General features: G+C 65.9%; 22 protein-coding genes. 12 read left to right on the forward strand and 10 right to left on the reverse strand.

What is annotated here, in order from left to right; translation table 11 throughout:
* Positions 1–59: 59 nt before the first annotated feature.
* The 3 genes from ACX3PH_RS06685 to ACX3PH_RS06695 all read left to right on the forward strand — a co-directional run bounded on the left by ACX3PH_RS06685 (position 60) and on the right by ACX3PH_RS06695 (position 2,913).
* Positions 60–1,025, forward strand: a complete 966-nt coding sequence (locus tag ACX3PH_RS06685) for a helix-turn-helix transcriptional regulator (protein ID WP_459090690.1) — start codon at positions 60–62, stop codon at positions 1,023–1,025.
* 83 nt (positions 1,026–1,108) lie between these two features.
* Positions 1,109–2,404 (forward strand): MFS transporter, encoded by a 1,296-nt coding sequence (locus tag ACX3PH_RS06690; RefSeq protein ID WP_459090692.1) that lies wholly within the window; start codon positions 1,109–1,111, stop codon positions 2,402–2,404.
* Between the two features lie 29 nt (positions 2,405–2,433).
* A complete protein-coding gene (locus tag ACX3PH_RS06695; protein WP_459090694.1) occupies positions 2,434–2,913 on the forward strand; it encodes a YbaK/EbsC family protein in 480 nt (159 codons plus the stop codon).
* A 9-nt stretch (positions 2,914–2,922) separates the two neighbouring features.
* On the opposite strand, the gene ACX3PH_RS06700 is transcribed toward ACX3PH_RS06695, so the two are convergent.
* Positions 2,923–3,231, reverse strand: a complete 309-nt coding sequence (locus ACX3PH_RS06700; protein ID WP_459090696.1) for a GNAT family N-acetyltransferase — start codon at positions 3,229–3,231, stop codon at positions 2,923–2,925.
* Between the two features lie 223 nt (positions 3,232–3,454).
* Between ACX3PH_RS06700 and ACX3PH_RS06705 the strand changes: the two genes are divergently transcribed.
* A complete protein-coding gene (locus ACX3PH_RS06705; protein ID WP_459090698.1) occupies positions 3,455–4,354 on the forward strand; it encodes an ABC transporter substrate-binding protein in 900 nt (299 codons plus the stop codon).
* Between the two features lie 85 nt (positions 4,355–4,439).
* Here ACX3PH_RS06705 and ACX3PH_RS06710 read toward each other — a convergent pair whose 3' ends face one another.
* Positions 4,440–6,104 carry a PucR family transcriptional regulator gene (locus tag ACX3PH_RS06710; RefSeq protein WP_459090700.1) on the reverse strand — a complete coding sequence of 555 codons (1,665 nt, stop codon included), beginning with the start codon at positions 6,102–6,104 and terminating at the stop codon, positions 4,440–4,442.
* A 153-nt stretch (positions 6,105–6,257) separates the two neighbouring features.
* Between ACX3PH_RS06710 and ACX3PH_RS06715 the strand changes: the two genes are divergently transcribed.
* Together ACX3PH_RS06715 and ACX3PH_RS06720 are read left to right on the forward strand one after the other, a co-directional pair.
* The gene (locus tag ACX3PH_RS06715; RefSeq protein WP_459091446.1) at positions 6,258–7,460 is read left to right on the forward strand and encodes an alpha-hydroxy acid oxidase; all 1,203 of its coding nucleotides are present in this window, start codon (positions 6,258–6,260) and stop codon (positions 7,458–7,460) included.
* A 40-nt stretch (positions 7,461–7,500) separates the two neighbouring features.
* The gene (locus tag ACX3PH_RS06720; protein WP_459090702.1) at positions 7,501–8,610 is read left to right on the forward strand and encodes an Rv2578c family radical SAM protein; all 1,110 of its coding nucleotides are present in this window, start codon (positions 7,501–7,503) and stop codon (positions 8,608–8,610) included.
* A gap of 37 nt (positions 8,611–8,647) precedes the next feature.
* Here the strand turns inward: ACX3PH_RS06720 and ACX3PH_RS06725 are convergent, their stop codons facing one another.
* Positions 8,648–9,106, reverse strand: a complete 459-nt coding sequence (locus ACX3PH_RS06725; RefSeq protein ID WP_459090704.1) for an SRPBCC family protein — start codon at positions 9,104–9,106, stop codon at positions 8,648–8,650.
* Between the two features lie 192 nt (positions 9,107–9,298).
* Here ACX3PH_RS06725 and ACX3PH_RS06730 point away from each other — a divergent pair, with 192 nt between their 5' ends.
* Together ACX3PH_RS06730 and ACX3PH_RS06735 are read left to right on the forward strand one after the other, a co-directional pair.
* Positions 9,299–10,162 carry a DUF3097 domain-containing protein gene (locus tag ACX3PH_RS06730; protein ID WP_459091448.1) on the forward strand — a complete coding sequence of 288 codons (864 nt, stop codon included), beginning with the start codon at positions 9,299–9,301 and terminating at the stop codon, positions 10,160–10,162.
* Between the two features lie 9 nt (positions 10,163–10,171).
* A complete protein-coding gene (locus tag ACX3PH_RS06735) occupies positions 10,172–10,345 on the forward strand; it encodes a hypothetical protein (RefSeq protein WP_459090706.1) in 174 nt (57 codons plus the stop codon).
* Here ACX3PH_RS06735 and glpK read toward each other — a convergent pair.
* The 6 genes from glpK to ACX3PH_RS06765 all read right to left on the reverse strand — a co-directional run bounded on the left by glpK (position 10,342) and on the right by ACX3PH_RS06765 (position 16,610).
* Positions 10,342–11,853, reverse strand: a complete 1,512-nt coding sequence (glpK, locus tag ACX3PH_RS06740) for a glycerol kinase GlpK (protein ID WP_459090708.1) — start codon at positions 11,851–11,853, stop codon at positions 10,342–10,344. The two genes, ACX3PH_RS06735 and glpK, sit on opposite strands and share 4 nt — an antisense overlap.
* Before the next feature lie 5 nt (positions 11,854–11,858).
* Positions 11,859–13,559 (reverse strand): long-chain-fatty-acid--CoA ligase, encoded by a 1,701-nt coding sequence (locus ACX3PH_RS06745; protein ID WP_459090710.1) that lies wholly within the window; start codon positions 13,557–13,559, stop codon positions 11,859–11,861.
* 26 nt (positions 13,560–13,585) lie between these two features.
* The gene (locus ACX3PH_RS06750; RefSeq protein WP_459090712.1) at positions 13,586–14,050 is read right to left on the reverse strand and encodes a Dps family protein; all 465 of its coding nucleotides are present in this window, start codon (positions 14,048–14,050) and stop codon (positions 13,586–13,588) included.
* 45 nt (positions 14,051–14,095) lie between these two features.
* On the reverse strand, positions 14,096–15,115 hold the full coding sequence (zapE, locus tag ACX3PH_RS06755; RefSeq protein WP_459090714.1) for a cell division protein ZapE: 1,020 nt from the start codon (positions 15,113–15,115) through the stop codon (positions 14,096–14,098).
* A gap of 10 nt (positions 15,116–15,125) precedes the next feature.
* The gene (locus tag ACX3PH_RS06760; RefSeq protein WP_459090716.1) at positions 15,126–16,214 is read right to left on the reverse strand and encodes a hypothetical protein; all 1,089 of its coding nucleotides are present in this window, start codon (positions 16,212–16,214) and stop codon (positions 15,126–15,128) included.
* A 126-nt stretch (positions 16,215–16,340) separates the two neighbouring features.
* On the reverse strand, positions 16,341–16,610 hold the full coding sequence (locus tag ACX3PH_RS06765; RefSeq protein WP_459091450.1) for a DUF7218 family protein: 270 nt from the start codon (positions 16,608–16,610) through the stop codon (positions 16,341–16,343).
* Positions 16,611–16,834: 224 nt separating this feature from the next.
* Between ACX3PH_RS06765 and ACX3PH_RS06770 the strand changes: the two genes are divergently transcribed.
* A complete protein-coding gene (locus ACX3PH_RS06770) occupies positions 16,835–17,056 on the forward strand; it encodes a hypothetical protein (protein WP_459090718.1) in 222 nt (73 codons plus the stop codon).
* 76 nt (positions 17,057–17,132) lie between these two features.
* Here the strand turns inward: ACX3PH_RS06770 and ACX3PH_RS06775 are convergent, their stop codons facing one another.
* Positions 17,133–19,637: an ATP-dependent DNA ligase gene (locus ACX3PH_RS06775; protein WP_459090720.1), complete on the reverse strand. Its 2,505-nt coding sequence runs from the start codon at positions 19,635–19,637 to the stop codon at positions 17,133–17,135.
* Positions 19,638–19,695: 58 nt separating this feature from the next.
* On the opposite strand from ACX3PH_RS06775, the gene ku reads away from it, so the two are divergent.
* From ku to dinB, 3 genes are all read left to right on the forward strand, one after another.
* Complete coding sequence (ku, locus tag ACX3PH_RS06780) at positions 19,696–20,667, forward strand: non-homologous end joining protein Ku (RefSeq protein ID WP_459090722.1); 972 nt, start codon at positions 19,696–19,698, stop codon at positions 20,665–20,667.
* A gap of 319 nt (positions 20,668–20,986) precedes the next feature.
* Positions 20,987–21,697 carry a M23 family metallopeptidase gene (locus ACX3PH_RS06785; protein ID WP_459090724.1) on the forward strand — a complete coding sequence of 237 codons (711 nt, stop codon included), beginning with the start codon at positions 20,987–20,989 and terminating at the stop codon, positions 21,695–21,697.
* Between the two features lie 51 nt (positions 21,698–21,748).
* Complete coding sequence (gene dinB, locus ACX3PH_RS06790; protein ID WP_459090726.1) at positions 21,749–22,963, forward strand: DNA polymerase IV; 1,215 nt, start codon at positions 21,749–21,751, stop codon at positions 22,961–22,963.
* Position 22,964: the final 1 nt, after the last annotated feature.

Below are 22,964 nucleotides of genomic sequence, written 5' to 3' on the forward strand. Positions count from 1 at the left end.
CGACAGGTTATTCGGCGATGAGGACAGCATCTGTCCTCAACGCGAGGAGAATATGCAACATGTCCGACACCACCACAACCTCCCGGGTGCTCGCGTTGCTGAACCTGTTGCAGACGCACCGGCACTGGTCGGGAACCGAGCTGGCCGCCAGGCTGGGCGTCACCTCCCGAACATTGAGGCGCGATGTCGATCGCCTGCGAGAACTGGGCTACCGAGTCGGGTCGGCGCCGGGGTCGGGTGGTGGGTACCAGCTGGAAGCCGGCGCGGCGCTCCCGCCCCTGTTGCTCACCGACGATGAGGCGGTCACAATGGCGATCGGGCTCCGCGTCGCCGCGACGCAGGGGTTGACCGATGGCCGGCTGACGACCCTCACGGCGCTGGCGAAACTGGAGCAGGTGCTGCCGTCCGCGCTCCGCTCGCGGGTGAACGCGCTGGCCGCCCACGTACAGCCGATGGTTCCCGACCAGCCGGCCGTCTCGCCGGAAGTCCTCGGCCAGCTGGCCCTCGCCTGCCGGGACCGTGACCGCATCCGCTTCCACTACACGGCCGGTTCCGGAGAGGAGAGTGACCGGCTGGTTGAGCCGCATTCGCTGGTCGCCTCGCAGCGGTACTGGTTCCTGGTCTGCTGGGACCTCCACCGCGACGATTGGCGCACGTTCCGGGTCGACCGCCTGGCCCGGTTCTTCAACACGCGCGTGCGCTTCGAGCCCAGGGAGCTGCCGGCAGCGGATGCCGCGGAGTTCGTCGCCGTCGCCGTGGCATCCGTCAGGCAGCCCTTGGAAGCCGATGTCGTCATGCGGCTGCCGATCGAGCAGATGACCGGCTACTTCGGCCCATGGGCGAGGGGTGCCGAGCCCGTCGACGAGCACCGCACCCGCTGGCCGATCGGCGGCCGCACGCCGCAGGAACTCATCGCCGCCCTGGCGTGGATTCCGGAGGATGTCGAGTACGAACTGATCGCAGGCGACACCACGCGGGCCTTCGTCGCAGAAGCGGCGAAGCGGATGCTTAATGCCTCCGCCTGATGTTACGATTGCCCGTCCGTGTTGACGCTGTACACATCGGTGGACGGCTTCACTAGCGGCTTCACCAAGAAGTGGGAAAACTCGTGCAGGACCAGCAACAACCCAGCGCCGCCATGCGCAGCCAGAGAGTACCGCGTGCGGTGCGACCGTTCCTCCAGCGGCAGTATCGCCTGCTGGTCGGAGCCCTGTCGTTCTCGCTGTTCGGCGGAGGAGTGTGGCTGGTAGCCGTCGTCTTCCAGGTGATCCGCCTCGACGGAGGGCCGACCGAGCTGTCTTTCGTCGCGCTCGCGGCCAGCCTGGGCCTGGTCGGAGCCGTGCTGATCGGCGGCGTCGTGGCCGACCGTGTCCCGCAGCGCAACGTGATGCTGGTCGTCGAGGCGGTGAAGGCGGTGAGCATCGGCGCCGCGGCGACACTCGCCATGCTGGGCGTGGTGCAGGTGTGGCACCTGGCCGTCGTCGCATTGGTCCTCGGCATCGTCGACGGGTTCTTCTACCCGGCGTACTCCGCCCTGCTCCCGTCGATCCTCCCGGCCGTCATGCAGGCGGCGGGTCCCGCCGCTGCCAGCCTGGCCATCGGCATTCACTCTCCAGCGCTGGCTTTCGTGGTCGTCGCCATCGCCAGCGCCTGCGCCGTCGTGTGGCTCGCCGTCATGAAACCGACCCCGGTGCGCCGGGAGCCGGATGCCGAGAAGCAGCATCCGCTTCGGGTGCTGTTCACCGACCTCCGCGGCGGATTTCTCTACATGGTGGGAACCCCGTGGCTGCTGGGAAGTCTGCTGTTCGCGTGCCTGCTCATCCTGGTGATCATGGGGCCGATCGAGGTGTTGCTGCCCTTCGCGGTCACCAACCAGACCGGGGGAGGAGCCGGAGCGTTCGCGCTCGCCCTGGCGGCATTCGGTGTCGGCGGGGCCGTCGGCTCGATGGCGGTGGCATCGCTGCCGTTACCGCGTCGCTACCTGACGATCATGCTTCTCGCCTGGGGAGCCGGGTCCATTCCGCTCGCCATCATCGGATTCACCTCCCTGCTCTGGGTAATGGTGATCGCCTTGTTCATCGTCGGTTTCACCTTCTCGGCTGGAAGCGTGATCTGGGGGACGCTGCTGCAACGCCGAGTACCACCGGCGTTGCTCGGCCGGGTATCCAGCCTCGACTTCTTCGTCTCTCTCGCCCTGATGCCGGTCTCGATGGCGCTGGCCGGGCCGGTCGGTGAAGGCGTGGGGATTCCGATCACCTTCGCGGTGGCCGGACTGGTACCGGTCGTGCTGGCTGTGTTGGCGATCGTCATCTTCCGCATGCCGCAGGACGAACTCGATCACCCGCTCGACCCCGAGATCGAGCCGGGGCCGCCGGCGCAGCCCGGGGCGCCGTTCACCGGATAGCCGCTACGTCCGTTCACTAGGATTCGGGCATGGTGAATACAGAGCATCCTGCTGTCCTCCGTGTGCGCGGTGCGCTCGCCGATCACGGGCTGGCGCCGCAGATCCGCTGGTTCGATGATGCGGCCACGACCGCGCAGGCTGCGGCGGATGCACTCGGTATCGAGGTCGGGGCGATCGCGAATTCGCTGATCTTCGCGCTCGATGGTGAGGCCGTGCTGGTGCTGACCTCGGGTGCGCATCGAGTGGACACGGAGTGGCTCGGCCAGAAACTCGGCGGAACGCTCGGGAGGGCGTCCAAGGAGCTGGTGAAGGAGGCAACCGGTCAAGTCATCGGGGGAGTCGCGCCGGTCGGCCACCCTGCTCCGCTGAGAACGCTGGTGGATGTCGCGCTCGCCGACCATCCGGTGGTCTGGGCGGCCGCCGGGCACGCCCACACGGTCTTTCCGACCACCTTCGAGGAGTTGCTGCGGGTCACCGGAGGCGAGGCGACGGCGGTGACCTCCCCCTGACGGTCCCCGCTAGACCTTGCTGTCCAGTACGTGCGGCGGGTCGACTATGTCGTCGTAGTCGCGGTGCTTGATCACGAAGGCGGAGAACATCGGGCACAGGGCGACCGCCCGCAGGCCGCTTGCCCGAACGTCCTCGAGGGCGAATCGCACCATCTTGGTGGCGAGCCCCTCTCCGGTGTGGGCCTCATCGACCTTCGTGTGCAGGAAGACCCGTCGATCCCCGTCGTCCCGGTAGTTGACGTGCCCGATGAGTTCGCCGCCGCTCCGCAACTCGTAGTGGTGGATGTCCGGAACGTGTTCGATGACGGGTTCGCTCATGATTCCATTCTTACCGCTTCCGGCTGAGCGCCAACAGGTGGGCGTCACCTTGGTAGATGGTCACAAGGCCATTCGCCTAGGCTCGTTTCGATCTCCATAGAGTGCGAGGGGTATGCCTACCTAGGCTCAGGCGTGCTGCACCCATTCACGTACTTCAACGACGAACCAGTGATCGCTGGCGACGGCTGGAGTCCGACTGACGATCACTGACGAAGGATGACAAATGCGCGCTCGATATACGCTTCCGGCACTCGTTGCCGTGGCAGCCCTCATGCTGACCGGCTGCGTGGACAACTCGGATCCGGATGCCGCAGGGCCGAGGGACGACTCCACCGCCGGCGAACTTGCTGTGGACGAGGCTGCGGCAGCGCTGTTGCCTGCCGAGGTCGCGGAGTCCGGCATCCTGCGCATCGGCACCAGCCCGAACTATGCGCCGAACGAGTACAAGGACGACGCCGGGGAGCCGATCGGCTGGGGCATCGAAATGGTGGATGCTATCGCAGCCAAGCTCGGCCTCACCGCGGAGATCTCGATTGCGAAATTCGACAACATCATCCCCCGGATCGTCGGCGGCCAGCTCGACTTGGGCGAATCGTCATTCACTGACAACGCCGAGCGTGAGAAGCAGGTCGACTTCGTCAACTACTACACCGCGGGAATCCAATGGGCATCTGCCCTCGGCAACGATGTCGATCCGAACAACGCCTGCGGGCTGAAGGTTGCGGTGCAGGCAACTACGTACCAGCACACGGTCGAGCTGCCGGCGAAGAGCGCCGCGTGCGTCGCGGCAGGCAACGAGGCGATCATCCTGATGCCGTATGACACGCAGGACACCGCAGCCAACGCGGTGGCCGTCGGCCAGGCGGATGCGTTCAGCGCCGACTCACCCGTCACCCTCTATGCGATCTCCCGGCTGAAGGACAAGCTTCAGGTCGCCGGTGAGACCTTCGAGGTGTCCCCATACGGCTTCGCCGTTCAAAAGGACTCCGGAATGGCAGAAGCGGTTCAGGCAGCCTTGCAGTCGATGGTCGATGACGGCTCGTATCTCGAGCTGCTGAAAGCCTGGGGCGTCGAGTCTGGCGGACTGGAATCCATCACGATCAACGCGGCCACGAAGGGCTAGCGAGCAACCAATCGGGGCGGCGTGGCGCATGGATACCTCCTGAGCCACGCCGTTCTGCTGTTCGGGCGGGCTCCACCAGCTGCCATCACACGTGACGAGCAGACAGCTGGAGCCACACCAGTAGACGGGTCTCCGGGTCTTCCAATCGAACCCCGAACAGCGGCTCGACCCTGGAGAGTCGATACCGCACCGTGTTGGCATGCAGTCCCAGTCGTGCCGCGGTTTCGATGGCATTGGAGTTGCAGTCGAGGTAGGTGCGAACGGTGAGCTCGAACGCCGTCTTACGCCGGGAATCATGTGCAGCGATCCTGGTGGCGAAGTCGCCGGGGAGCTGGCCGGCTTCGGTTAATACTCCAACGAGCTGGCGGAGCTGCAGCCGGGGGCCCAGGGACTCACGATCTGCCACGATCTCATCGGAATCGTCGCGCACGCGTCCGTCCTCGACGTCGCGCAGGAGCATCGCGAGCACAGATTCTGACGCGAGGCGCGACTTCGCGGCCGAGACGACAGGAACCACATCGCCAAAGCCCGCCACAATCGGCCTGGAGGTGAGGCGCCTGGTGTGGTGCGCGATCCGGAGAACTGCTTCACGCTGGAACGCCGACGACGATGCCGCACTCTGGGGAAGCACGATGTAGACCACGTTGTCGGCGATGCCGCAGATGGCTGTCGGCAGCCACACCGCGCAGGCGGTGCGCACCGTGTCGAAGAGCATCATGCTGGAGCGCAGCATTTCCGGAGCGTTGGCCGCCTGTCCACTAGCGGCCAGGGCGACGACCTGGAGGACATCCGCGGAGATCCCCAGCTGCACCCCCGCGAGCTCTGCGCGGTCGGGCTCGAAGAGCAGCGGCTTGACCAATTCGATCTGTCGCATTCGCCCGGCATCGTGATTGTTCCGTCGATGCAGCAGGTGGAGAGCAGCAACGTTGGCCGCCTCGATCAATATCCGATTGGTGTCGTCACCGCGCACGGCATCGGCGTCGATCAGCCAGAGGGACCCCAGCACGACACTTCCCGCGCGGATGGCAACGGCTGAGCGGGTGAGGGAATCCTTGACCGGCGCGACGCTGACAACGCTGTGCGACGCGTGCACGCGCCGATAGTCCTGGTCATTCTGGTCGGTGTGCGGCACGTGCAGCTGCAGGATGGACCGTCGGCGCGTTTCATCGATCGGCTGATCCGCCACCGTTGAATACGCCAGCACGGTCTGGTCAGGGTCGGCAATGGCGACAGCGCCACCGGCCAGTGAAGCAACAGCGTTGGCCAGTTCGAACAGATCGCCAGGTCGGATGTCCACGAGCGAGGGGGCATCGCCCTGGGGCAGGACGCCAGCCTGGAAGAACTCCATGAGTTGATCCCAGGGCACGGCGTCGGAGGCCCTGAACAGGGCGAGACCGGCCGTGCGAGCTCCGCTGCGAAGCTGATCGTCCGGCTCGCCATGGGGCTTGTACACGAGTGCGGCATATCCGGCCGACTTGAGCGCTGCCAGCTGAGCTTCCACCTGACCGCCGCTGGTGGCCAGGCCGATGCCGAGGGCAATTGCTCCGGGAAACGGCGATGGTGGTGCAGAGGGGTCGTAGATCGCAGATCCGGAGACGACGTGTTCGTCACCGGATGGCGTTTCCACCAGGCTGGCGATTTCAGCTCCGATCGAGCGTGCTACCTCGGCAAGAGTCGGCAACCGACCGCTTCCGCCGGCCGCTTCGACATCCGCCGGGTCAATGTCGCCGGAAACAGCTTGGTAGCTCATAACAGTCGCTCCGCCGCCATTTCGTCAGGTTCTCCATAGTGTGTGCCTGATGGTGATTCTAGGCTGACGAGCAGCGCGCCACGTCAAGCGCATCAGAACCGCGAAGGGGCGCACGTGAAGCTGAGCGATGTCAGGCAACTTGTCCAGGTGAGGATGCCTGTGGTGTCGAGACGGCGTCGGGTGCTGCGGGATTCCTACAGCGTGGCCGAATTTCGCCTGGCAGCCGCGCGAGTTCTTCCGCGGGGTATCTTCGACTACCTGGAAGGCGGGTCGGAGGACGAAGCGACCCTGCGCCACAACCGCACGGTGTTCGACCGGTGGGGGCTCATGCCGTCCTGGGGCCCGGTGGCCGGTCCGGATACCACTGCCAGCCTGCTGGGCAGGCCTGCAGCCCTGCCCATCACGCTTACGCCGACCGGAGCCACTCGCCTGTTCCACCCGGACGGCGAGTGGGCGGTAGCGCAGGCTGCCGACGCCGCTGGGCTGCCGTACGCGTTGGCCGGGCTCAGCACGGTGTCGATGGAGCGGATTGCCGAAGGCTTCCCGCAGCTCGACCGATGGTTCAACGTCAGCCTGTCGCCGGACAAGGGGGCGCTGCGCGCCAAGCTGGAGCGGTGCGGTGCGGCCGGCTATCGCGCGATCATTGTCACGGTCGACACGCGTGCGCTGGGATCCAGGGAGCGCGACCGGCGCAACGGCTTCACCGCACCTCCCGCTTTGACGCTCTCCTCGTTGATGGGCATTGCCGTGCGCCCGCGCTGGTGGCTGAACTTCCTGCGGGCCGAAGGCATCCGCTTTCCCAATCTGGAGCCGGCCGATGCCACCGGGGTGATGGTGACGCCGTCCATGTGGGAGCAGATTCTCGGCCACTCCGAGTCCACTCAGGGCTGGGACGACATTGAGCAGCTGCGCGCGGACTGGCCAGGCAAGATCATCCTGAAGGGCACTGTCAACCCCGACGACGTTGCCAGGGCAGCCAGTCTCGGCATCGACGCCGTGCAGCTGAGCAATCATGGTGGCCGTCAGCTTGACCACATGCTGAGCCCCATGGATGTCATTCAGGAGTCGCGGCAGCTGGTCGGTGACCAGCTCGAGCTCTACGCAGACTCCGGATTCCGGCGGGGGAGTGACATTCTCAAGGCAATCGCGCTCGGAGCCGATGCGGTTTCGATTGGGCGGCCGTACCTTTACGGGCTGGCAGCGGCAGGGACGGCCGGCGTCAGTCAGGTGATCGACATCCTCGCCGACGAGTTGAGGCGTGCGATGACGCTGGTCGGGGTGTCATCCGTTGCCGAATTGAAGGCGCGCGGGCCCGCTCTCGTCCGCGAATTGACTGAGGCGAATGGTTTGAGATAGAGACGCTTGCGCAGAATTCGAAACTATGTTCGAATAGCGCATGCGATGGAGTGCCCAGCAACTGGACGGCGAACAGGCGGATGCCCTGCCAGGGTTGGCGAGGCTGAACAACCTGGTGCGCACGGTGCGAACACCTGAGTTCGACGGGGTCACCTTCTACGAGGTGCTGGCCAAGAGCGCGCTCAACAAGGTGCCGACCGCCAGCCATATGCCGTTCGGCTGGACGATCAACCCGATGCGCGGCTGCCTGCACCAGTGCACGTATTGCTTCGCCCGTCCGACGCACAATTATCTGGACCTCGACGCGGGTCGCGACTTCGATACCCAGATCATCGTCAAGGTGAATGTGGGCGACGTGCTGGCCAAGGAACTCAGCAAGCCGAGCTGGGGGCATGACCCGGTCGCCCTCGGAACCAACACCGACCCGTACCAGCGTGCCGAGGGCCGTTACCGGTTGATGCCCGGCATCATCGCGGCGCTGGCCAGCTCAGGAACCCCGCTGTCCATCCTTACCAAGGGCACCCTGCTTCGCCGCGACATCCCGCTCCTGGCCGAGGCGAGTGAGCACGTTCCGGTCGACCTCGCGATGTCGATCGCCATCTACGACGACGACCTGCAGCAGTCAGTCGAGCCGGGAACGCCGACCGCGAAGGCGCGGCTGGCCACCGTGACGGCTGTGCGCGAAGCCGGCCTCGACTGCTCGGTGTTCCTCATGCCGATCCTGCCGTTCCTCACCGACTCGCGAGACCACCTCGACCGGGCGATGAAGCAGGTGAAGGATGCCGGCGGCACCTCAGTCGTGTACTCCGCGCTCCACCTGCGGCCGGGAACCAAGGAGTGGTTCATGGAGTGGCTGGGGCGCGAGCATCCGGAACTGGTCCAGAAGTACCGGCAACTGTACTCGCGAGGTGCCTACGCGCCGAAGGAATACCGCAGCTGGCTGGCCGCGAAGGTGAAGCCGCTCATCCGGCGCTACGGGTTGGAGCGAGGGCGCGAAGACCCGGCAACGGGCGGCGTCCGCTCCAGTGCCGTCGGTCGCACTGGGGCATGGGACGGGATGCGCGGCCCGAACGGTGAGCGCTCCATCATTGCCGAAGAGTTGCCTCCGGCGCTTGCCGCCCGGGCCATGCCCCAGCCCACGCTGTTCTAGCCGCGGTGTTCCAAGCCTGCACGTAGCCGCTCAGCGATTATTCGCGGGGGACTTCTCCGCGCCAGGCGCCCGTTTCTCCACCGGAACTTTCGATGAATTCCTTGAAGTTCTTCAGGTCGGCCTTGATCGCCCTGTCGTCAACGCCGAGCGCGGCGCCGACCTTCTCGGGCAGCCCCTCCGGTTCCCAGTCGAGCTGAACGGTCACGCGCGTCGTCGAGTCGTTCAGCTTGTGAAAGGTGACCACCCCGGCATGGTTCTCCTCGCCGGCGATACTGTTCCAGGCGACACGCTCATCCGGCAACTGCTCGGTGATCTCGGCATCGAACTCCCGCTCGACGCCGCCGATCTTCACCTTCCAGTGGGTGAGGGTGTCACCGATCTGGTCGATCTTCTCCACGTAGCTGAGGAAGTGCGGGAAGGACTCGAACTGCGTCCACTGGTTGTACGCGGTGGTGACTGGTACGTCCACGTCGATAGATTCCATCACCTGGGCCATAGTCGTTCTCCTTCGGTCGGATGCACCCGTCCGTTGCACACAGTCGAGTGCGCTCACGGGTCGTGCACTGGGCCTGCCACGGTAACCGCGTTGCCGGAAAAGTCCATACGAATCTGCTGGGTATTGCCGAACTTGCCGGCCCAGCGTGTTTGCGCGGGTCGCGCTCATCGAAGCGGTTAGCCTTCACGGGTGATGGAAGACCGCTACGGAACGGATGTGCTCGCCGGCTTCTCCAGGCAGCGTGGTCCCAGCGAACTGCCTCGCGCGGAGGCGGTGAAGGGTCTCGTGATCGAGGAGTCGGAGTCAGGCTTCTGCGGGGCTGTCGTGCGGCTGGAGGGGCGGCTCGTCGAGCTGGAGGACTATTTCGGGAAGGTGCGCACGTTTCCCCTCGGTCGGGGGTTCCTGCTGGAGGGTAAGCCGGTCGAGCTGGTTGTGCCGGAGTCGACGCCGACCGGCGCGGGGCGTTCCGCATCCGGTTCCTTTGCCGTGACGAATCACCAGGCACGTGTCGCACGCGCGAGCCGCATCTTCGTCGAGGGGCGGCACGACGCTGAGCTGGTCGAGAAGGTGTGGGGTCACGATCTCAGGGTCGAGGGCGTCGTGGTCGAGTACCTGGAGGGTGTCGACGACCTGGCGGCCATCATCGCCGAGTTCGCCCCACGACCTGGGCGACGCGTTGGGGTGCTGGTCGACCACCTGGTCGCCGGTTCGAAGGAGAGCCGTATTGCCGACGCTGTGGCGAAAGGCCCGTTCGGACGCCAGGTGCTGGTGGTCGGGCATCCGTTCATCGACGTGTGGCAGGCGGTCAAGCCGTCGCGGCTCGGGCTCGATGTCTGGCCGACCATTCCTCGTGGGATCGACTGGAAGCACGGTATTTGCGAGGCGCTCGGCTGGCCGCACAGTGATCAGGCGGATGTCGCCAGGGCCTGGCAGCGCATCCTCGGCACGGTGCGCACCTACGCCGACCTCGAGCCGGTGTTGCTCGGTCGGGTGGAGGAGCTCATCGATTTCGTGACACAGGAAGAGCTGACCGAATTCGGTGAGGAAACCGGCTAAAGTCGAAGCATGCAGATCGTCGTGTGGTTCTTCTCGTTCGTCATCTTCGTCGTCGGACTGCTGATGATGGGCTACTCGTTCGAGATGCAGGGGCTCGAGCTGGTCATGTTCCTCGGTGGCATCCTGGTGATCTCGCTCGCGGTGGCCATCCCCGCTCACGTTCTGAAGTGGATCGAGCGCTAGCGCACGTCCTCATCGACCCAGTCGAGGGTCTTCGTCACGGCCTTGTCCCAGCTCCGGTTGAGTCGACCTCGTTCGGCTTCCTCCATCTGCGGCTCCCAGCGGTGGTCTTCCTTCCAGTTCGCGCGCAACTCGTCGAGGCTCTTCCAGAAGCCGACGGCCAGCCCGGCTGCGTAGGCCGCGCCGAGCGCCGTCGTCTCGCCAACCACCGGCCGCACCACTGGCAGACCTAAGATGTCGGCCTGGAACTGCAGCATGGTGTCGTTCGCGGTGGCGCCGCCGTCCACCCGCAGCTCGGTCAGCGGAACCTCGGCATCCGCGTTGACGGCGTCGAGCACCTCACGGGTTTGGAACGCGATCGCCTCCAGGGCGGCACGGGCGATGTGCCCCTTGTTCACGAAACGGGTCAGGCCGACCAGCGCACCGCGAGCATCCGGTCGCCAATGCGGGGCGTAGAGGCCGGAGAATGCCGGCACCAGGTAGGCGCCGCCATTGTCGTCGACGGTGTTCGCCAATGCCTCGATCTCGTCGGCTGAACCGATGAGTCCGAGGTTGTCGCGGAGCCACTGCACGAGCGACCCGGTGACCGCAATCGATCCTTCGAGCGCGTAATGCGTCTCGCCGTCACCCAGTTTGTAGGCGACCGTGCTGAGCAGGCCATTCCTGCTGGAGACGATCTCGGTGCCCGTGTTGACGATCAGGAAGTTGCCGGTTCCGTAGGTGTTCTTCGCGTCGCCCTTGTCGAAGGCCGCCTGACCGAAAGTGGCAGCCTGCTGGTCGCCGAGGATGCCGGCCACCGGAACCTCCCGCAGCAGGCTGGATCCGTGGGCCGTGCCGTACACCTCGGAGGATGACCGCACCTCCGGCAGCATCGAAACCGGCACCCCGAACGTGCCGAGAATCTGCTCGTCCCATTCGAGGGTGCGCAGGTCGAGGAAGAGCGTGCGGCTGGCATTCGTGACGTCGGTGGCGTGCACGCCGCCATCCGTCCCCCCGGTCAGGTTCCAGAGCACCCAGGTGTCGGTCGTTCCGAAGAGCAGCTCTCCGGCTTCCGCCCGTTCGCGGGCACCGTCGACGTTCTCCAGGATCCAGACGATCTTGGTGCCGGCGAAGTAGGTGCTGAGCGGCAGCCCGGTCGTCTCCTTGAACCGCTCGGTGCCCCCATCCGCCGCCAGCCGGTCGACAATCGGCTGCGTGCGGGTGTCCTGCCAGACGATGGCGTTGTAGACCGGCTTGCCGGTGTTCTTGTCCCAGACGACGGTCGTCTCGCGCTGGTTGGTGATGCCGATCGCCGCTATGTCATGCCTTGTCAGGCTCGCCTTGGACAGCGCCTGCCCGATCACCTCGCGAACGTTGCCCCAGATCTCCATCGGGTCGTGCTCGACCCAACCGGCGCGGGGAAGCAGCTGCGCGTGTTCCTTCTGCCCGACGCTGACCACCGTGCCCGCCGCGTCGAAGATGATGGCCCGAGAGCTGGTGGTGCCCTGGTCGATCGCGATGATGTAGCGCATGGCGCCTATTGTGTCAGCAGGTTGTCGCGCACCACCCGGCGCAGGGTCTTCCCGATCAGTGACTTGGGCAGTTCGTCGACAGCGACGACGCGCCGCGGCACCTTGTAGGCGGTGAGCGATTCGCGAAGGTACGAGCGGATGCCTTCAGCGTCCAGCTCCGATCCCGGCCGCAGCACCACGGCGGCCACGACGTCCTCACCGCTGTGCTCGCTGGGCAGTCCAACGACGGCGGCATCGTCGACGTCCGGGTGGGTGCGCAGGGCTTCCTCCACCTCACTCGGCGACACGTTGAAGCCGCCGGTGATGATCAGTTCCTTGATGCGGTCGACGATGCGCACGAAACCGTCCAGGTCGATCGTGACGATGTCGCCGGTGCGGAACCACGGTGCACCCCCGGCGGGGTCGGCGACGAAGACTGCCGCCGTCTCATCCGGTTTCAGCCAGTAGCCGCTCATCACCTGCGGGCCGCGCACTATCAACTCACCCTCGTCGCCGTCCGGGCGGTCAACCATCGGGTTCTCCGGGTCGACGACACGCGCTTCGGTGTTCGGCAGCGGCAGTCCGACGGTGCCGGCGCGCCGGGTGGTCGCCACCGGGTTCGCCATCAGCACCGGAGCGGTTTCAGACAGGCCGTAGCCCTCCACCAGGTAGCCACCGGTCTCGGCTTCCCACGGCTCGACGAGCGCGGCGGTGAGCGGCATCGCACCGGAGATGGCGATCTGGATACCGGCCAGCGACACGCCCTTCGCCTTGGCGGCGGCCATCAGCTTCTCGTAGATCGGCGGAACGGCTGGCAGGAAGGTGGGCGGATGCTTGCGCACGGCTTTCAGCACCAGGTCCGGGTCGAACTTGGGGAACAGCACCAGGCGCGCCCCCATGCTCATCGCGAACGTGAGGCAGAGGGTCAGGCCGTAGGCGTGGAACATCGGCAGCACGGCGTAGACGACGGCCGTGCCGCGCTCGATGGCAGGCACCCACGCCCTGGCCTGCGCCGCGTTGACGCCCAGGTTCAGGTGGCTGAGCATGGCACCCTTCGGGTGGCCGGTGGTGCCGCTGGTATACTGGATGACCGCAACATCCTCGGCCGACGGTCTCGGAGCATCCGCCGCAATCGCTTCGGCCTTCGTGAGGGTGTTCCACTTCACAGTGCCGCTCACCCGCGTGGTCAGGTTGCCGCGCGCCTCGCGCGCCTTCGCGACCGGCAGGCGCAGCATCGCCCGGGTCACGGCCGGCATGGCGTGGGTGACGTCGACCGACACAATGGTGCGCACCGCGACATCCGCTGGAAAGTCCTGGAGCGTTGCGACGACCTTGTTCCAGGCGATGGCAACCTTCGCGCCATGGTCTTCGAACTGGTGACGCAACTCGCGCGGGGTATAGAGCGGGTTGTGCTCGACGACGATCGCGCCGAGACGCAGCACCGCGTAGAACGCGACGATGTGCTGCGGGCAGTTCGGCAGGATGATGGCGACCGGGTCGCCCTTCTTCACCCCGAGCGCCCTCAGGCCCTCAGCAGCCCGGGCAACCTGGTCGCCGAGTTCCGCGTACGTCATTGTCTTGCCGAAGAACTCGAGGGCAACGTTCTTCGGGTAGTCCGCAACCGACCCCTCGACGATGTCCAGGAGCGAGCCGCTGGGCAATTCGATGTCGTGCGGAACTGACGGCGCGTAGCTCTTCAGCCAGGGGCGGGGGGTCTCGATGCTCACCGAACAACCCTAGCCGCCGAGAATTCTCAGGCGCTGCGCTTGCGCGGCTTCTGCTTCTCCGCACCCACCATCCAGGAGTACTGCTCGATCTTCTCGATGACGACGTGCAGGATGTCGGCCGTCGTCGGGTCGGCCTCGTCGACCGGGTCGTGCACTCGGCGGCAGGTTTCCGCCACGGCGTCTAGACGTTCGACAATCAGGTCGGTGACGTGGCTGGTGTCCACCTGGTCGGCGGGGAACTTCGGCAGCGAACTCGTCTTTGTCACCGTCTCCGACCGTCCATCGGGCAGTACCTCGAGCGCGCGCATCCGCTCAGCCACCTGGTCGGAGAGGGTTCGTGCGACCTCGATGATCTCATCGAGTTGCAGGTGCATGTCGCGGAAGTTCGTTCCGACCACGTTCCAGTGCGCCTGCTTGCCCTGGATGCCCAGCTCTATCAGGTCGACCAGCACGGCCTGCATGTTGTTTGCGAGTTCCTTGTTCGCCTTCATGGGTGATACTCCTTTTCGGTCACCGCGGAGTGTAGGCACGCGTGCTCAGGGTTGCGTGTGAATCGCTTCCGAGCCTTGCAGCATGGCAAGGCGGCTGGCGGTGCGGTCGCTGTCGAGCGGCAGCCGGGTACCACCGAAAACGGCGTCTAGTGAGTGCTCGCTCAGCACGTGGAGTATTGCACCCTGATCGCACAACACGTCGATGAGGTTCCCGAACCGCTTCGCCGCCTGCGGGCTGGCGTCGGCCAGGCGCGGCACGCCTTCGAGCACCCAGGTGTCGTAGTCGGCTGCCCATCCCAGGTAGTCGGCGACGGCCGAGTCACGCTCACAGAGTTCGGCGAAGGTGAACCACAGTTGTCGGCCGCTCGCCCGGCGAGCGGCGAACCGGTGACCGCCGCCGGTCAACCGCTGACGTTCGGATGCCACAGGCAGGGTCAGGCCCACGGCGCCCAGCTGGTCGACGCTGCCGGGATGAAGCCAGCTTCCTGCGGCGAACCCGGTCTTCGCCACGCCCGCACCGTGGCGGCGGTAGTCGTGGGAGCCACCGAATTGCACCACCTGGAGGTTCTCCTCGATGAGGCGGATCCCCCGCTCGAACACGTGATGGAACGGGCCGGGCAGCAAGGCATGTGGGCGGTAGTTGGAGGTTGCGAGCAGCGTCACATTGCTCGCCAGCACGTCGTCCAGCACTCGCAGCACGAGGGCCGCGTCGCCGGAGTCGTGCACGTGGAACTCGTCGAAGTAGAGCAGGTCGATGCCTTCCAGCAGCGCGGCGACAGCGCGATCGACTGCGTTCCCGGCCGCCGAAGGATCCTGCAGGCGCTGGTTCCACACGTCTCGTTGGAGGCGATGCATGAAGCCGTGGAAGTGAACCCGACGCTTCCCGCTCACCGGGAGCTGCTCGAAGAACTGGTCGCAGAGCCAGGTCTTGCCGCGCCCCACTGCGCCATGCAGGTAGACCCCGGGAGGAGCGTCGCCGCCGAGGATCGCTTCACCGAGCCGATCCAGGTGGTCGACGACGCGCTGCTGGTCAGCATCGAGCGGGCAGGACGGGTGGAGCGGCACCCCGCCCAGTCTAGGGAACCACCACGGGGCCTCCAACCGTTGGTGGAGCGCCCCCTTCGCGTACTCTCGCCGTCGCCTCGTAGTGGAACTCCCCGGTCGAAAGCAGCGAGTATGACTCGGTGAGGATCGTCATGAAGGCGTCGACCTCATAGCGGCCGCCGCTCACCTGAATGCCATCCTCGATGAAGTTGGACTCCGGCATGCACCCGGTCATCCCCAGGTCGTCCGGCTGCACGACGACGAGGCACACGGATTCAGGATCTTCGCTCCGGGTGAGGTAGAGCTTTACCTGCGCGACCAGGTCAGGAAGTGCCCGAAAGTTCTCCAGCGGCATGCTGGTCGGGAAGGTGGCGGGCGGGCGGTCGGCTTCGCCCTGGGGCCGTTCCAGGATCGCCAGCGGATCCGTTATGTTCCCCGTCGTACCCAAGGTCACGATCTCCGTCTTGATCCTGGGCGCCGAGGTCTGCGCGGGCGATGGTTCGCCATCCGCCCCCGCATTCAATTCAGAAAGCGTCGGCAGGAGCAGGATGATGCTGAGGATGCCCATGCCGGCCAGGGCGGGAAGCAGGATCCTCTGACGCGGAGCTGTCCCGGCCGGGGTAGGAGCTTCGGGCGGCACCAGGCCCACCCGCTCGCCGACGCTGTGGTTGATCTTCGTACTGGCTGCGGTGGTTCGCGCCGATACTGCTGCGGACGGCGGCTCGTGCGTTGCGATGGCGGCCGGGGCGGCAGCCATCCCGACGGTGCGCAACGCATCTCTGAGGTGCTGGGCATCTTCGGAAAGCAGTCGCTGCTCCTGGCGCAGCCGGTGCTCGCTTTCCCGAAGTCTTGCGTTCTCCCCGGTTTCCGGGTCGACGACTTCGATCAGCGGGGAGTCGGTCGCAGCGCGGGAGAACACCGCCCGCTGCAGTTCCGGAAGGCCGGTCGCCGGGTCGGCTACCCCTCGCGGAGAGCTGGTGAGCGGATGCGCCGCCCACCACAACGCGTCCAGCAGGTCGTGACGGCCGATGTAAGCAGCCTGCAGGGCAGCCTCGAACTCCGGGTCGCTCTCCGCGCGTTCGAGCGCGCGCGCGGCCTCGGTATCGGGTGGCCTGGTCATCAGCAGGCCCGCCCAGTAGTAACAAGGAATGGAGTAGCGGAGTACTCGGCGTGGCCCACCTGTCGAGCGTGCCGTGCCCCCATGCGACTGTCAAGCGGGGCGCACCGCCAGTTCCGGTGGCTGCTCTCAGCTGTTGCGCAGTGCCTTGATGAGCTCATGCTTCCGCTTCCTGGAGTAGCCGGTGAGGCCGATCTCCTTCGCCTTGCCCTTGAGCTCCGGGACGGTCCAGTCATCGTAGTCACCGGCCTTGCCGCCCTTCCTCCCGACAGCCGACCGGCCTCTCGCCGCGGCCGCGTTGGAGATGCGCGCTGCCTTCTGCTTGCTCGCGCCGTCATCCCGCAACTCCTCATACAGTTCCGGGTCCTTCAGCGGCGAGTTCTTGCCCTTCGGCGACATGATCAGAGTCCCTTCCCTCCAGTGACCGGAAGTGCGATGTGCCGTTGTGGGGTCTTCACTACGGTCGTTCATGCCGCAGAGGCTACGCCGGAGGGGCGAAAAATACTCTCAGTTACCTCCCACTTGTAAGCCCCCCTGTTTGGGGGTAGCTTTCGGGTAACGTCCGGATCGGGCCGGGCGAGCAATAACCTTCGGTCCAGGCCAGGGTGGTGGAGGAGGCAGGCATGACCGACATCGCGAATGCGATTCCGGCAACGGAAACTCGCAGATCAGATTTGGTCTGGACCGAGGTTGGGCCCGGCTTGTGGGTCGCCAAGTGCGGCTCCGATTTCGCCGGGCTGATCGAGAAGCTGTGGGGCGCGGGCTATCGGGCAACTGACTGCGCGGGTCGGGTGGTCGGCGAGTTCGCCAGCCTGTCCAGCGCGCAGCGTCACGTGCTTGCGTAGGTACAGCCTCGCGTAGCTTCAGCCTTGCGTAGCTTCAGCCTCGCGTAGCTGCGGCCTCGCCTGGCTTCGATCGCCTCTAGCCGGCGACCGGCGCTTCGAGCACGATGTCTTCCGGTGCCTTGTCCGGCCGCAGGCCGCGCCAGCTCGGTTGGCGCAGGCGGTCGGTGTGAGTCCACTCGGCGAACTCCACTTCGCCGACCAGGCTGGGCGTGACCCAGTTCACCCCGCGCGCATCCGCTGCCGGGACGTTGTGGAGCGGCGTGGTCTTCCGCTCGAGCCGAGTGAGCTTGGCCAGCAGGTCGTCGAGCTCCTTGTCGCCGAACCCGGTGCCGACTCTGCCGACGTAGCGCAATCCGGCGTCATCCGGGATGCCGAGCACCAGCGAGCCGATGGTGCCCGACCGCCGACCGTTCCCCGGCTTCCATCCGGCGATGACCACCTCCTGGGTGCTGTGGTGCTTGATCTTCACCCAGCCTTGCGAGCGGACGCCTGGACGGTACCGTCCATCCCGTTTCTTGGCCATGACGCCTTCGAGCCCGAGCCCCAGGCTGCTGGCCATGGCGGCGCCGCTGTCGCCATCGAATGCCGGTGGCACGCGAATGCGGTCCGTTTCGTTGACGGCATCCTCCAGCGCCGCACGCCGGTCGTCGTAACTGCGTGACAGCAGCGGTTCTCCATCCAGCTCCAGCAGGTCGAACACCATGAAGTGCACCGGTGTGGCCTGCCTGGCCCTGTCGACGTCCGGCTTCCTGGTCAGCTTCATCCGGCTTTGCAGGAGTCCGAAGCTGGGCCGGCCGCCTTTGTCCAGTGCGACGATCTCACCATCGACCACGGCATCCGACTGGATCGCGTCCGCCAGCTCCGCCAACTCGGGGTAACTCACCGTCAGGTCGATGCCGTTGCGGCTGATGTAGCGCACTTGGCCGTCTTCGACGACGGCGATGGCACGGATGCCGTCCCATTTCATCTCGAAGGCCCAGCCGTCTTCGTCGCCCAGGCTCGCCTCCGTGCCGAGCGTTGCCAGCATGGGAGAGATCGCCTTGGGGCCGCGCCGTGCCGCGCCGATCACCTTCCGGCGCGGCTTGCTCGCCGGGGCGTCGTCCTTCATGAGATGCAGCAGCCAATTGTTGTCGTCGCCGTCGCGGCCGCCGGTGTGGATGAGGGCGTAGCGATGGCTGCCGTGCTTCTCGCCGTGCAGCGTGACGATCACCTCCTTGCCCTCGCGCCACTTCTCCAATTCGTAGGTTCCGGCGTCCCAGATGGTCACCTCGCCGCCACCATATTCTCCGGCGGGAATACTTCCTTCGAAGGTGCCGTACTCCAGCGGGTGGTCCTCTGTCTGCACGGCCAGGTGATTCTTTGCGGGGTCGGTGGGCATCCCCTTCGGCACCGCCCAGCTCACCAGCACGCCGTCGTGTTCCAGCCTGAAGTCGTAGTGCAGCCGCCGCGCATGGTGCTCCTGGATCACGAAGGTGGGTGCCGACTCTGCTCCCGCCGGCAATGCTTGTCCAGAGAATGAAGGAGAATCGTCCCCTGAACGCTGTTTCTGCGCAGAACCGGGCTTCGCGCCCATCGGTTCCTTCGTTTTGGTCGGGTCGCGTTTGGCGCGGTAGACGGCCAAGCGGTCGCGGCTGGCTTCCGTCGCCTCGAAGCTAGCCAGGTGCTCTTCGGTGGGCTCCAGCGACTGGAGGTGGCCGCTGGTCAGCCCGGCCAGCGGGTCGCCACGCCGCTTCACCCTGGCCAGAACCTCGGTGTAGTCGAGTTGTTTCAGGTTGGCGGATGCGAGTTCGCGCCAGGTGCGCGGTGCGGCAACCATGGGATGCAGTTTTCCGCGTAGGGAGTACGGCGCAACCGTAGTCTTGGCTGCATTGTTCTGGCTCCAGTCGACGAGGACTTTGCCGCCCCGCAGCGCCTTCTTCATGTCGCTGACGATGAGCTCCGGGTGGTCGGCCTCCAGCGCGCGTGCCAATTCGTGGGCAATCGCCGAGACGGTCTCAGAGTTCTGCTTGCCGTCGAGGGCGGCGTACAGGTGGATTCCCTTGCTTCCGCTGGTCACCGGGAGCGGGTCGAGCCCCATGTCGGTGAGGATGGCGCGGGCGAGCTGCGCCACTTCGGCGCACTCGGCGAGTCCAGCCCCTTCCCCCGGGTCGAGGTCGAGCACGAGCCGGTCCGGATTCTTCTGAACACCCGTGCGGCCGAACTGCCATTGCGGAACGTGGACCTCCAGGGCGGCGATCTGCCCCAGCCAGGCCAGCGTGGCCCTGTCGTTGGCCAGCGGGTACTCGTTGACATGGTCCTTGTGCTGGATCGTTCGCGTGGCCACCCAGTCCGGTGCCCCATCGCCCAGGTTCTTCTGAAAGAACACCTGCCCGGGCTTCTGGGCCGTGCCGACACCGTTCACCCAGCGCTTGCGGGTGACCGGACGGTTGGCAATGTGCGGGATCATCACGTCGGCTATCCGCGCGTAGTAGTCGAGCACATCGGCCTTGGTGGTGCCGGTTTCCGGGTAGAGCACCTTGTCGAGGCTGGTCAGCTTGAGCCGGTTCCCGTCAATGTCGACGAACTGCTGGTTCGATGGCATGGCTCCATGTTGCCCCCGAACCCGGGACAAACGGCCGTTTTGGGGGAATGATTGACGGATGAGATCCATCTGGAAGGGCGCCATCACCTTCGGACTGGTCAACGTGCCGGTGAAGGTCTACAGCGCGACGGAAGACCACGACATCTCGCTGCACCAGGTGCACGACAAGGACGGTGGGCGCATCCGCTACCAGCGTCGCTGTGAGGTGTGCGGAAAGATCGTCGACTACGAGAACATCGACAAGGCCTACGACGATGGTGACCGCACGGTCATCCTCACCGACGAGGAGTTGAAGTCGCTTCCGGAGGAGCGCAGTCGCGAGATCAATGTTCTCGAGTTCGTGCCCACCGAGCAGGTCGACCCGATCATGTTCAACCGCAGCTATTACCTGGAGCCGGATTCGAAGTCGTCGAAGGCGTATGTCCTCCTCCGGAGGACGCTGGAGGAGACCGACCGCACGGCGATCGTCCATTTCGCCCTGCGCCAGAAGACCCGGCTTGCCGCGCTGCGGGTCCGCGGTGACGTGCTCATGATCCAGACCCTGCTCTGGGACGACGAGGTGCGGGAGGCGGCATTCCCCTCGCTCGATGAGAAGGTGCGCATCCAACCGCAGGAGCTGAAGATGTCGGCATCCCTGGTGGAGTCCTTCGAGGCCGACTTCGAGCCGGACAAGTACACCGACGATTACCAGGTGCAGCTTCGCGAACTGATCGACGCGAAGCTGAAGGAAGGCGACGCCCTCGACACCGACGCGACCTTCGGCAATGCGGATGAAGACGAGGGCGGCGGTGAGGTGCTCGACCTCATGGAGGCGTTGCGCCGGAGCGTCGAGAAGAGCCGCAAGGGTTCAGCCTCCGCCGGCACGGCGGAGAAGTCGTCCACCAAGACGCCGGCAAAGAAGACCGCGGTGAAGAAAGACGCGGCGAAGGATGCGACGAAGCCCGCAGCCAGGAAGCCGGCAGCCGAGAAGGCACCGGCTAAGAAAGCGTCGACGAAAAAGGAACCGGCAAAGTCCAGGAAGTCGGCCTAAAAACCACCCACCGCGGCCGGTCATCCCGCCGTTTCCAGCCTTTATAACGTTCTCACTACATTCGGAGGATCAGAAAAAGCCCTGATCAGAGACGAGTAAGGGAGCGTCTTCACAGGGAGTGCGGAGCTTTCCCCCGTTCACTGGTAGCAGAGCGACGCGCGTTGGACTACCTGCCGGTGGAACCTGTCACCGACACCACAGCGTCGCTCACGTCATGCGCTGACCATGTGTGTCGCTAGAGCGCCTCCCCGAACCAGTCCATAGACCCGGTCCACACTCCTGCCGTGTGGCGCCGCGTCTCAGACCAGGAAGCTTCAATTTGACTCCCAAACACTCCGGCGGCATCGCCATGCCGTCGAACGCCGCGGCGACATCCGCCCCCCTTCTCCCGCCAGCCCTCCAGCGCCGGGTCCACCACGCCGCAATGGTGAAGCGCTTCGGTCGGCGGATCACGGCCGGGGCAGCCTCGCTGCTCGTGATCGCAGGGGCAGGTGTCGGCCTGCCCTCCTACGCGTCCACGATTGAAGCCGAACAGTTAGCCGAACCACAGCCGCGGGCGCAATCGCTCACCGTGGTGAGCGCCAGCCCGGTCACGGAGATCGTGCGGGACAGCTACACCGTGGTGATCCCCCCGAAGCTCCAGTACCCGCTGCTCACCGGCACCGGGATCACCAGCGCATTCGGACCGCGTGGCGGCCGCATGCACGAGGGTGACGACCTCTTCCCGGGCTATGGAACCCCTATCTACTCCATCGCCGCGGGAACCGTGGTCACGGCTTCCGGCGCTGGCGCCTACGGCAACCACGTCGTCGTGGAGCATGTGATCGATGGTCAAATGGTCACCAGCCTCTACGCGCATATGGCGCCTGGAACGATGGCCGTGTCGGCCGGGCAGCACGTGGGCATCGGGCAGCAGCTCGGTGCGGTCGGCGAAACCGGTCGCGCATACGGCGCCCACCTGCATTTCGAGATTCGCCCGGGCGGAGGCGCCGCTGTTCCCCCGTACGCCTGGCTCGCCGCCCGCATCTAACCGCCTCCGCGCACTGCCGCTTTAGTCAGCGGCGCAGGTTAACCTGAACGGGTGAGCAAACAGGACGGCAGCACTCGCCAGGTGAGTGCCAGCTCCGTCGACAGTTCGACGGCGCCGATCCTGCACGTCGACCTGGACGCCTTCTTCGCTTCGGTCGAGCTCCTGGACCATCCTGAGCTGGTCGACCTGCCGGTCGTGGTTGCCGGAAAGTCGCTGCGTTCGGTGGTCACCGCCGCCAATTATCCGGCGCGGAAGTACGGGGTGCGCTCGGCCATGCCCCTGGGCCAGGCCATGCGGTTGTGCCCCAAGGCGATCGTGCTGGAGCCCCACTTCGAGAAGTACCGCCATTACTCCCAGCGAGTGATGACCATCTTCGACGAGATGACGCCGCTGGTGGAGCGACTGGGCATCGACGAAGCGTTCCTGGATGTCTCTGGCGCCCGCTCCCTGATCGGGTCGCCTGCCGAGGTAGCCACGATCATCCGCCGCCGCGTGGAGGAGGAGACGCGCCTGACCTGCTCGATCGGGGCAGCGGCAACCAAATTCGTCGCCAAGCTGGCATCCGGCCGGGCAAAGCCTGACGGGCTCCTGGTCATCCCCGAGCGCGAAACGCTGGCCTTCCTGCATCCGCTGCCGGTCGGTGCCCTGTGGGGTGTCGGGGGGGTGACGGAGGAGGCGCTGACCAAGCGCGGACTTCGCACCATCGGCGACATCGCGGCCACCCCGCTGGTGACCCTTCAGCGCGCCGTGGGGGAGGCGGCCGGCCGCAAACTTCACGACCTTGCAAACGGAGTTGACCCACGCAGCGTGACCACGCGGGCAGAAGAGAAAAGCGTCGGCCACGAAATGACCTTCGAGACGGATGTGACGGATTCCGACCTCCTGCGCCGGGAGCTGCTGAGGCTGTCGACCCAGGTCGCCGCCAGACTGCGTGACGCCGGAGTCACCGGGCACACGGTGGTTCTGAAACTGCGTTACGGCGACTTCACCACCATCACCCGATCGCGCAAGCTTGCCGAGCCGACCGACCTCGCCCGCCGCATCTACGAAGAGGTCCGTGGCAGCTACGAGGCGCTGGGTGCCCACCGCGGTGTGCGGCTGATCGGCGTCCGGGTCGAGCAGCTCGCTGACGGAACGCCCGGCCAGGTCGGGCTGTGGGACACCGACGAAGGCTGGCGTGAAGCCGAACGCGCCATCGATGGGGTAAGCGAGAAGTTCGGCAGGGGTGCCGTGGGACCGGCCGCACTCCTGCGCAAGCGTGAGTAGA

The organism is Homoserinimonas sp. A520 (assembly GCF_054489245.1).

Excerpts from the sequence above, each read along its gene's own strand:
- ACX3PH_RS06685 (WP_459090690.1), top strand. The coding sequence starts at position 60 with ATGTCCGACACCACCACAACCTCCCGGGTGCTCGCGTTGCTGAACCTG.
- ACX3PH_RS06695 (WP_459090694.1), top strand. The coding sequence starts at position 2,434 with ATGGTGAATACAGAGCATCCTGCTGTCCTCCGTGTGCGCGGTGCGCTC.
- ACX3PH_RS06700 (WP_459090696.1), bottom strand. The coding sequence starts at position 3,231 with ATGAGCGAACCCGTCATCGAACACGTTCCGGACATCCACCACTACGAG.
- ACX3PH_RS06705 (WP_459090698.1), top strand. The coding sequence starts at position 3,455 with ATGCGCGCTCGATATACGCTTCCGGCACTCGTTGCCGTGGCAGCCCTC.
- ACX3PH_RS06710 (WP_459090700.1), bottom strand. The coding sequence starts at position 6,104 with ATGAGCTACCAAGCTGTTTCCGGCGACATTGACCCGGCGGATGTCGAA.
- ACX3PH_RS06715 (WP_459091446.1), top strand. The coding sequence starts at position 6,258 with ATGCCTGTGGTGTCGAGACGGCGTCGGGTGCTGCGGGATTCCTACAGC.
- ACX3PH_RS06720 (WP_459090702.1), top strand. The coding sequence starts at position 7,501 with ATGCGATGGAGTGCCCAGCAACTGGACGGCGAACAGGCGGATGCCCTG.
- ACX3PH_RS06725 (WP_459090704.1), bottom strand. The coding sequence starts at position 9,106 with ATGGCCCAGGTGATGGAATCTATCGACGTGGACGTACCAGTCACCACC.
- ACX3PH_RS06730 (WP_459091448.1), top strand. The coding sequence starts at position 9,299 with ATGGAAGACCGCTACGGAACGGATGTGCTCGCCGGCTTCTCCAGGCAG.
- ACX3PH_RS06735 (WP_459090706.1), top strand. The coding sequence starts at position 10,172 with ATGCAGATCGTCGTGTGGTTCTTCTCGTTCGTCATCTTCGTCGTCGGA.
- glpK (WP_459090708.1), bottom strand. The coding sequence starts at position 11,853 with ATGCGCTACATCATCGCGATCGACCAGGGCACCACCAGCTCTCGGGCC.
- ACX3PH_RS06750 (WP_459090712.1), bottom strand. The coding sequence starts at position 14,050 with ATGAAGGCGAACAAGGAACTCGCAAACAACATGCAGGCCGTGCTGGTC.
- ACX3PH_RS06760 (WP_459090716.1), bottom strand. The coding sequence starts at position 16,214 with ATGACCAGGCCACCCGATACCGAGGCCGCGCGCGCGCTCGAACGCGCG.
- ACX3PH_RS06765 (WP_459091450.1), bottom strand. The coding sequence starts at position 16,610 with ATGTCGCCGAAGGGCAAGAACTCGCCGCTGAAGGACCCGGAACTGTAT.
- ACX3PH_RS06770 (WP_459090718.1), top strand. The coding sequence starts at position 16,835 with ATGACCGACATCGCGAATGCGATTCCGGCAACGGAAACTCGCAGATCA.
- ACX3PH_RS06775 (WP_459090720.1), bottom strand. The coding sequence starts at position 19,637 with ATGCCATCGAACCAGCAGTTCGTCGACATTGACGGGAACCGGCTCAAG.
- ku (WP_459090722.1), top strand. The coding sequence starts at position 19,696 with ATGAGATCCATCTGGAAGGGCGCCATCACCTTCGGACTGGTCAACGTG.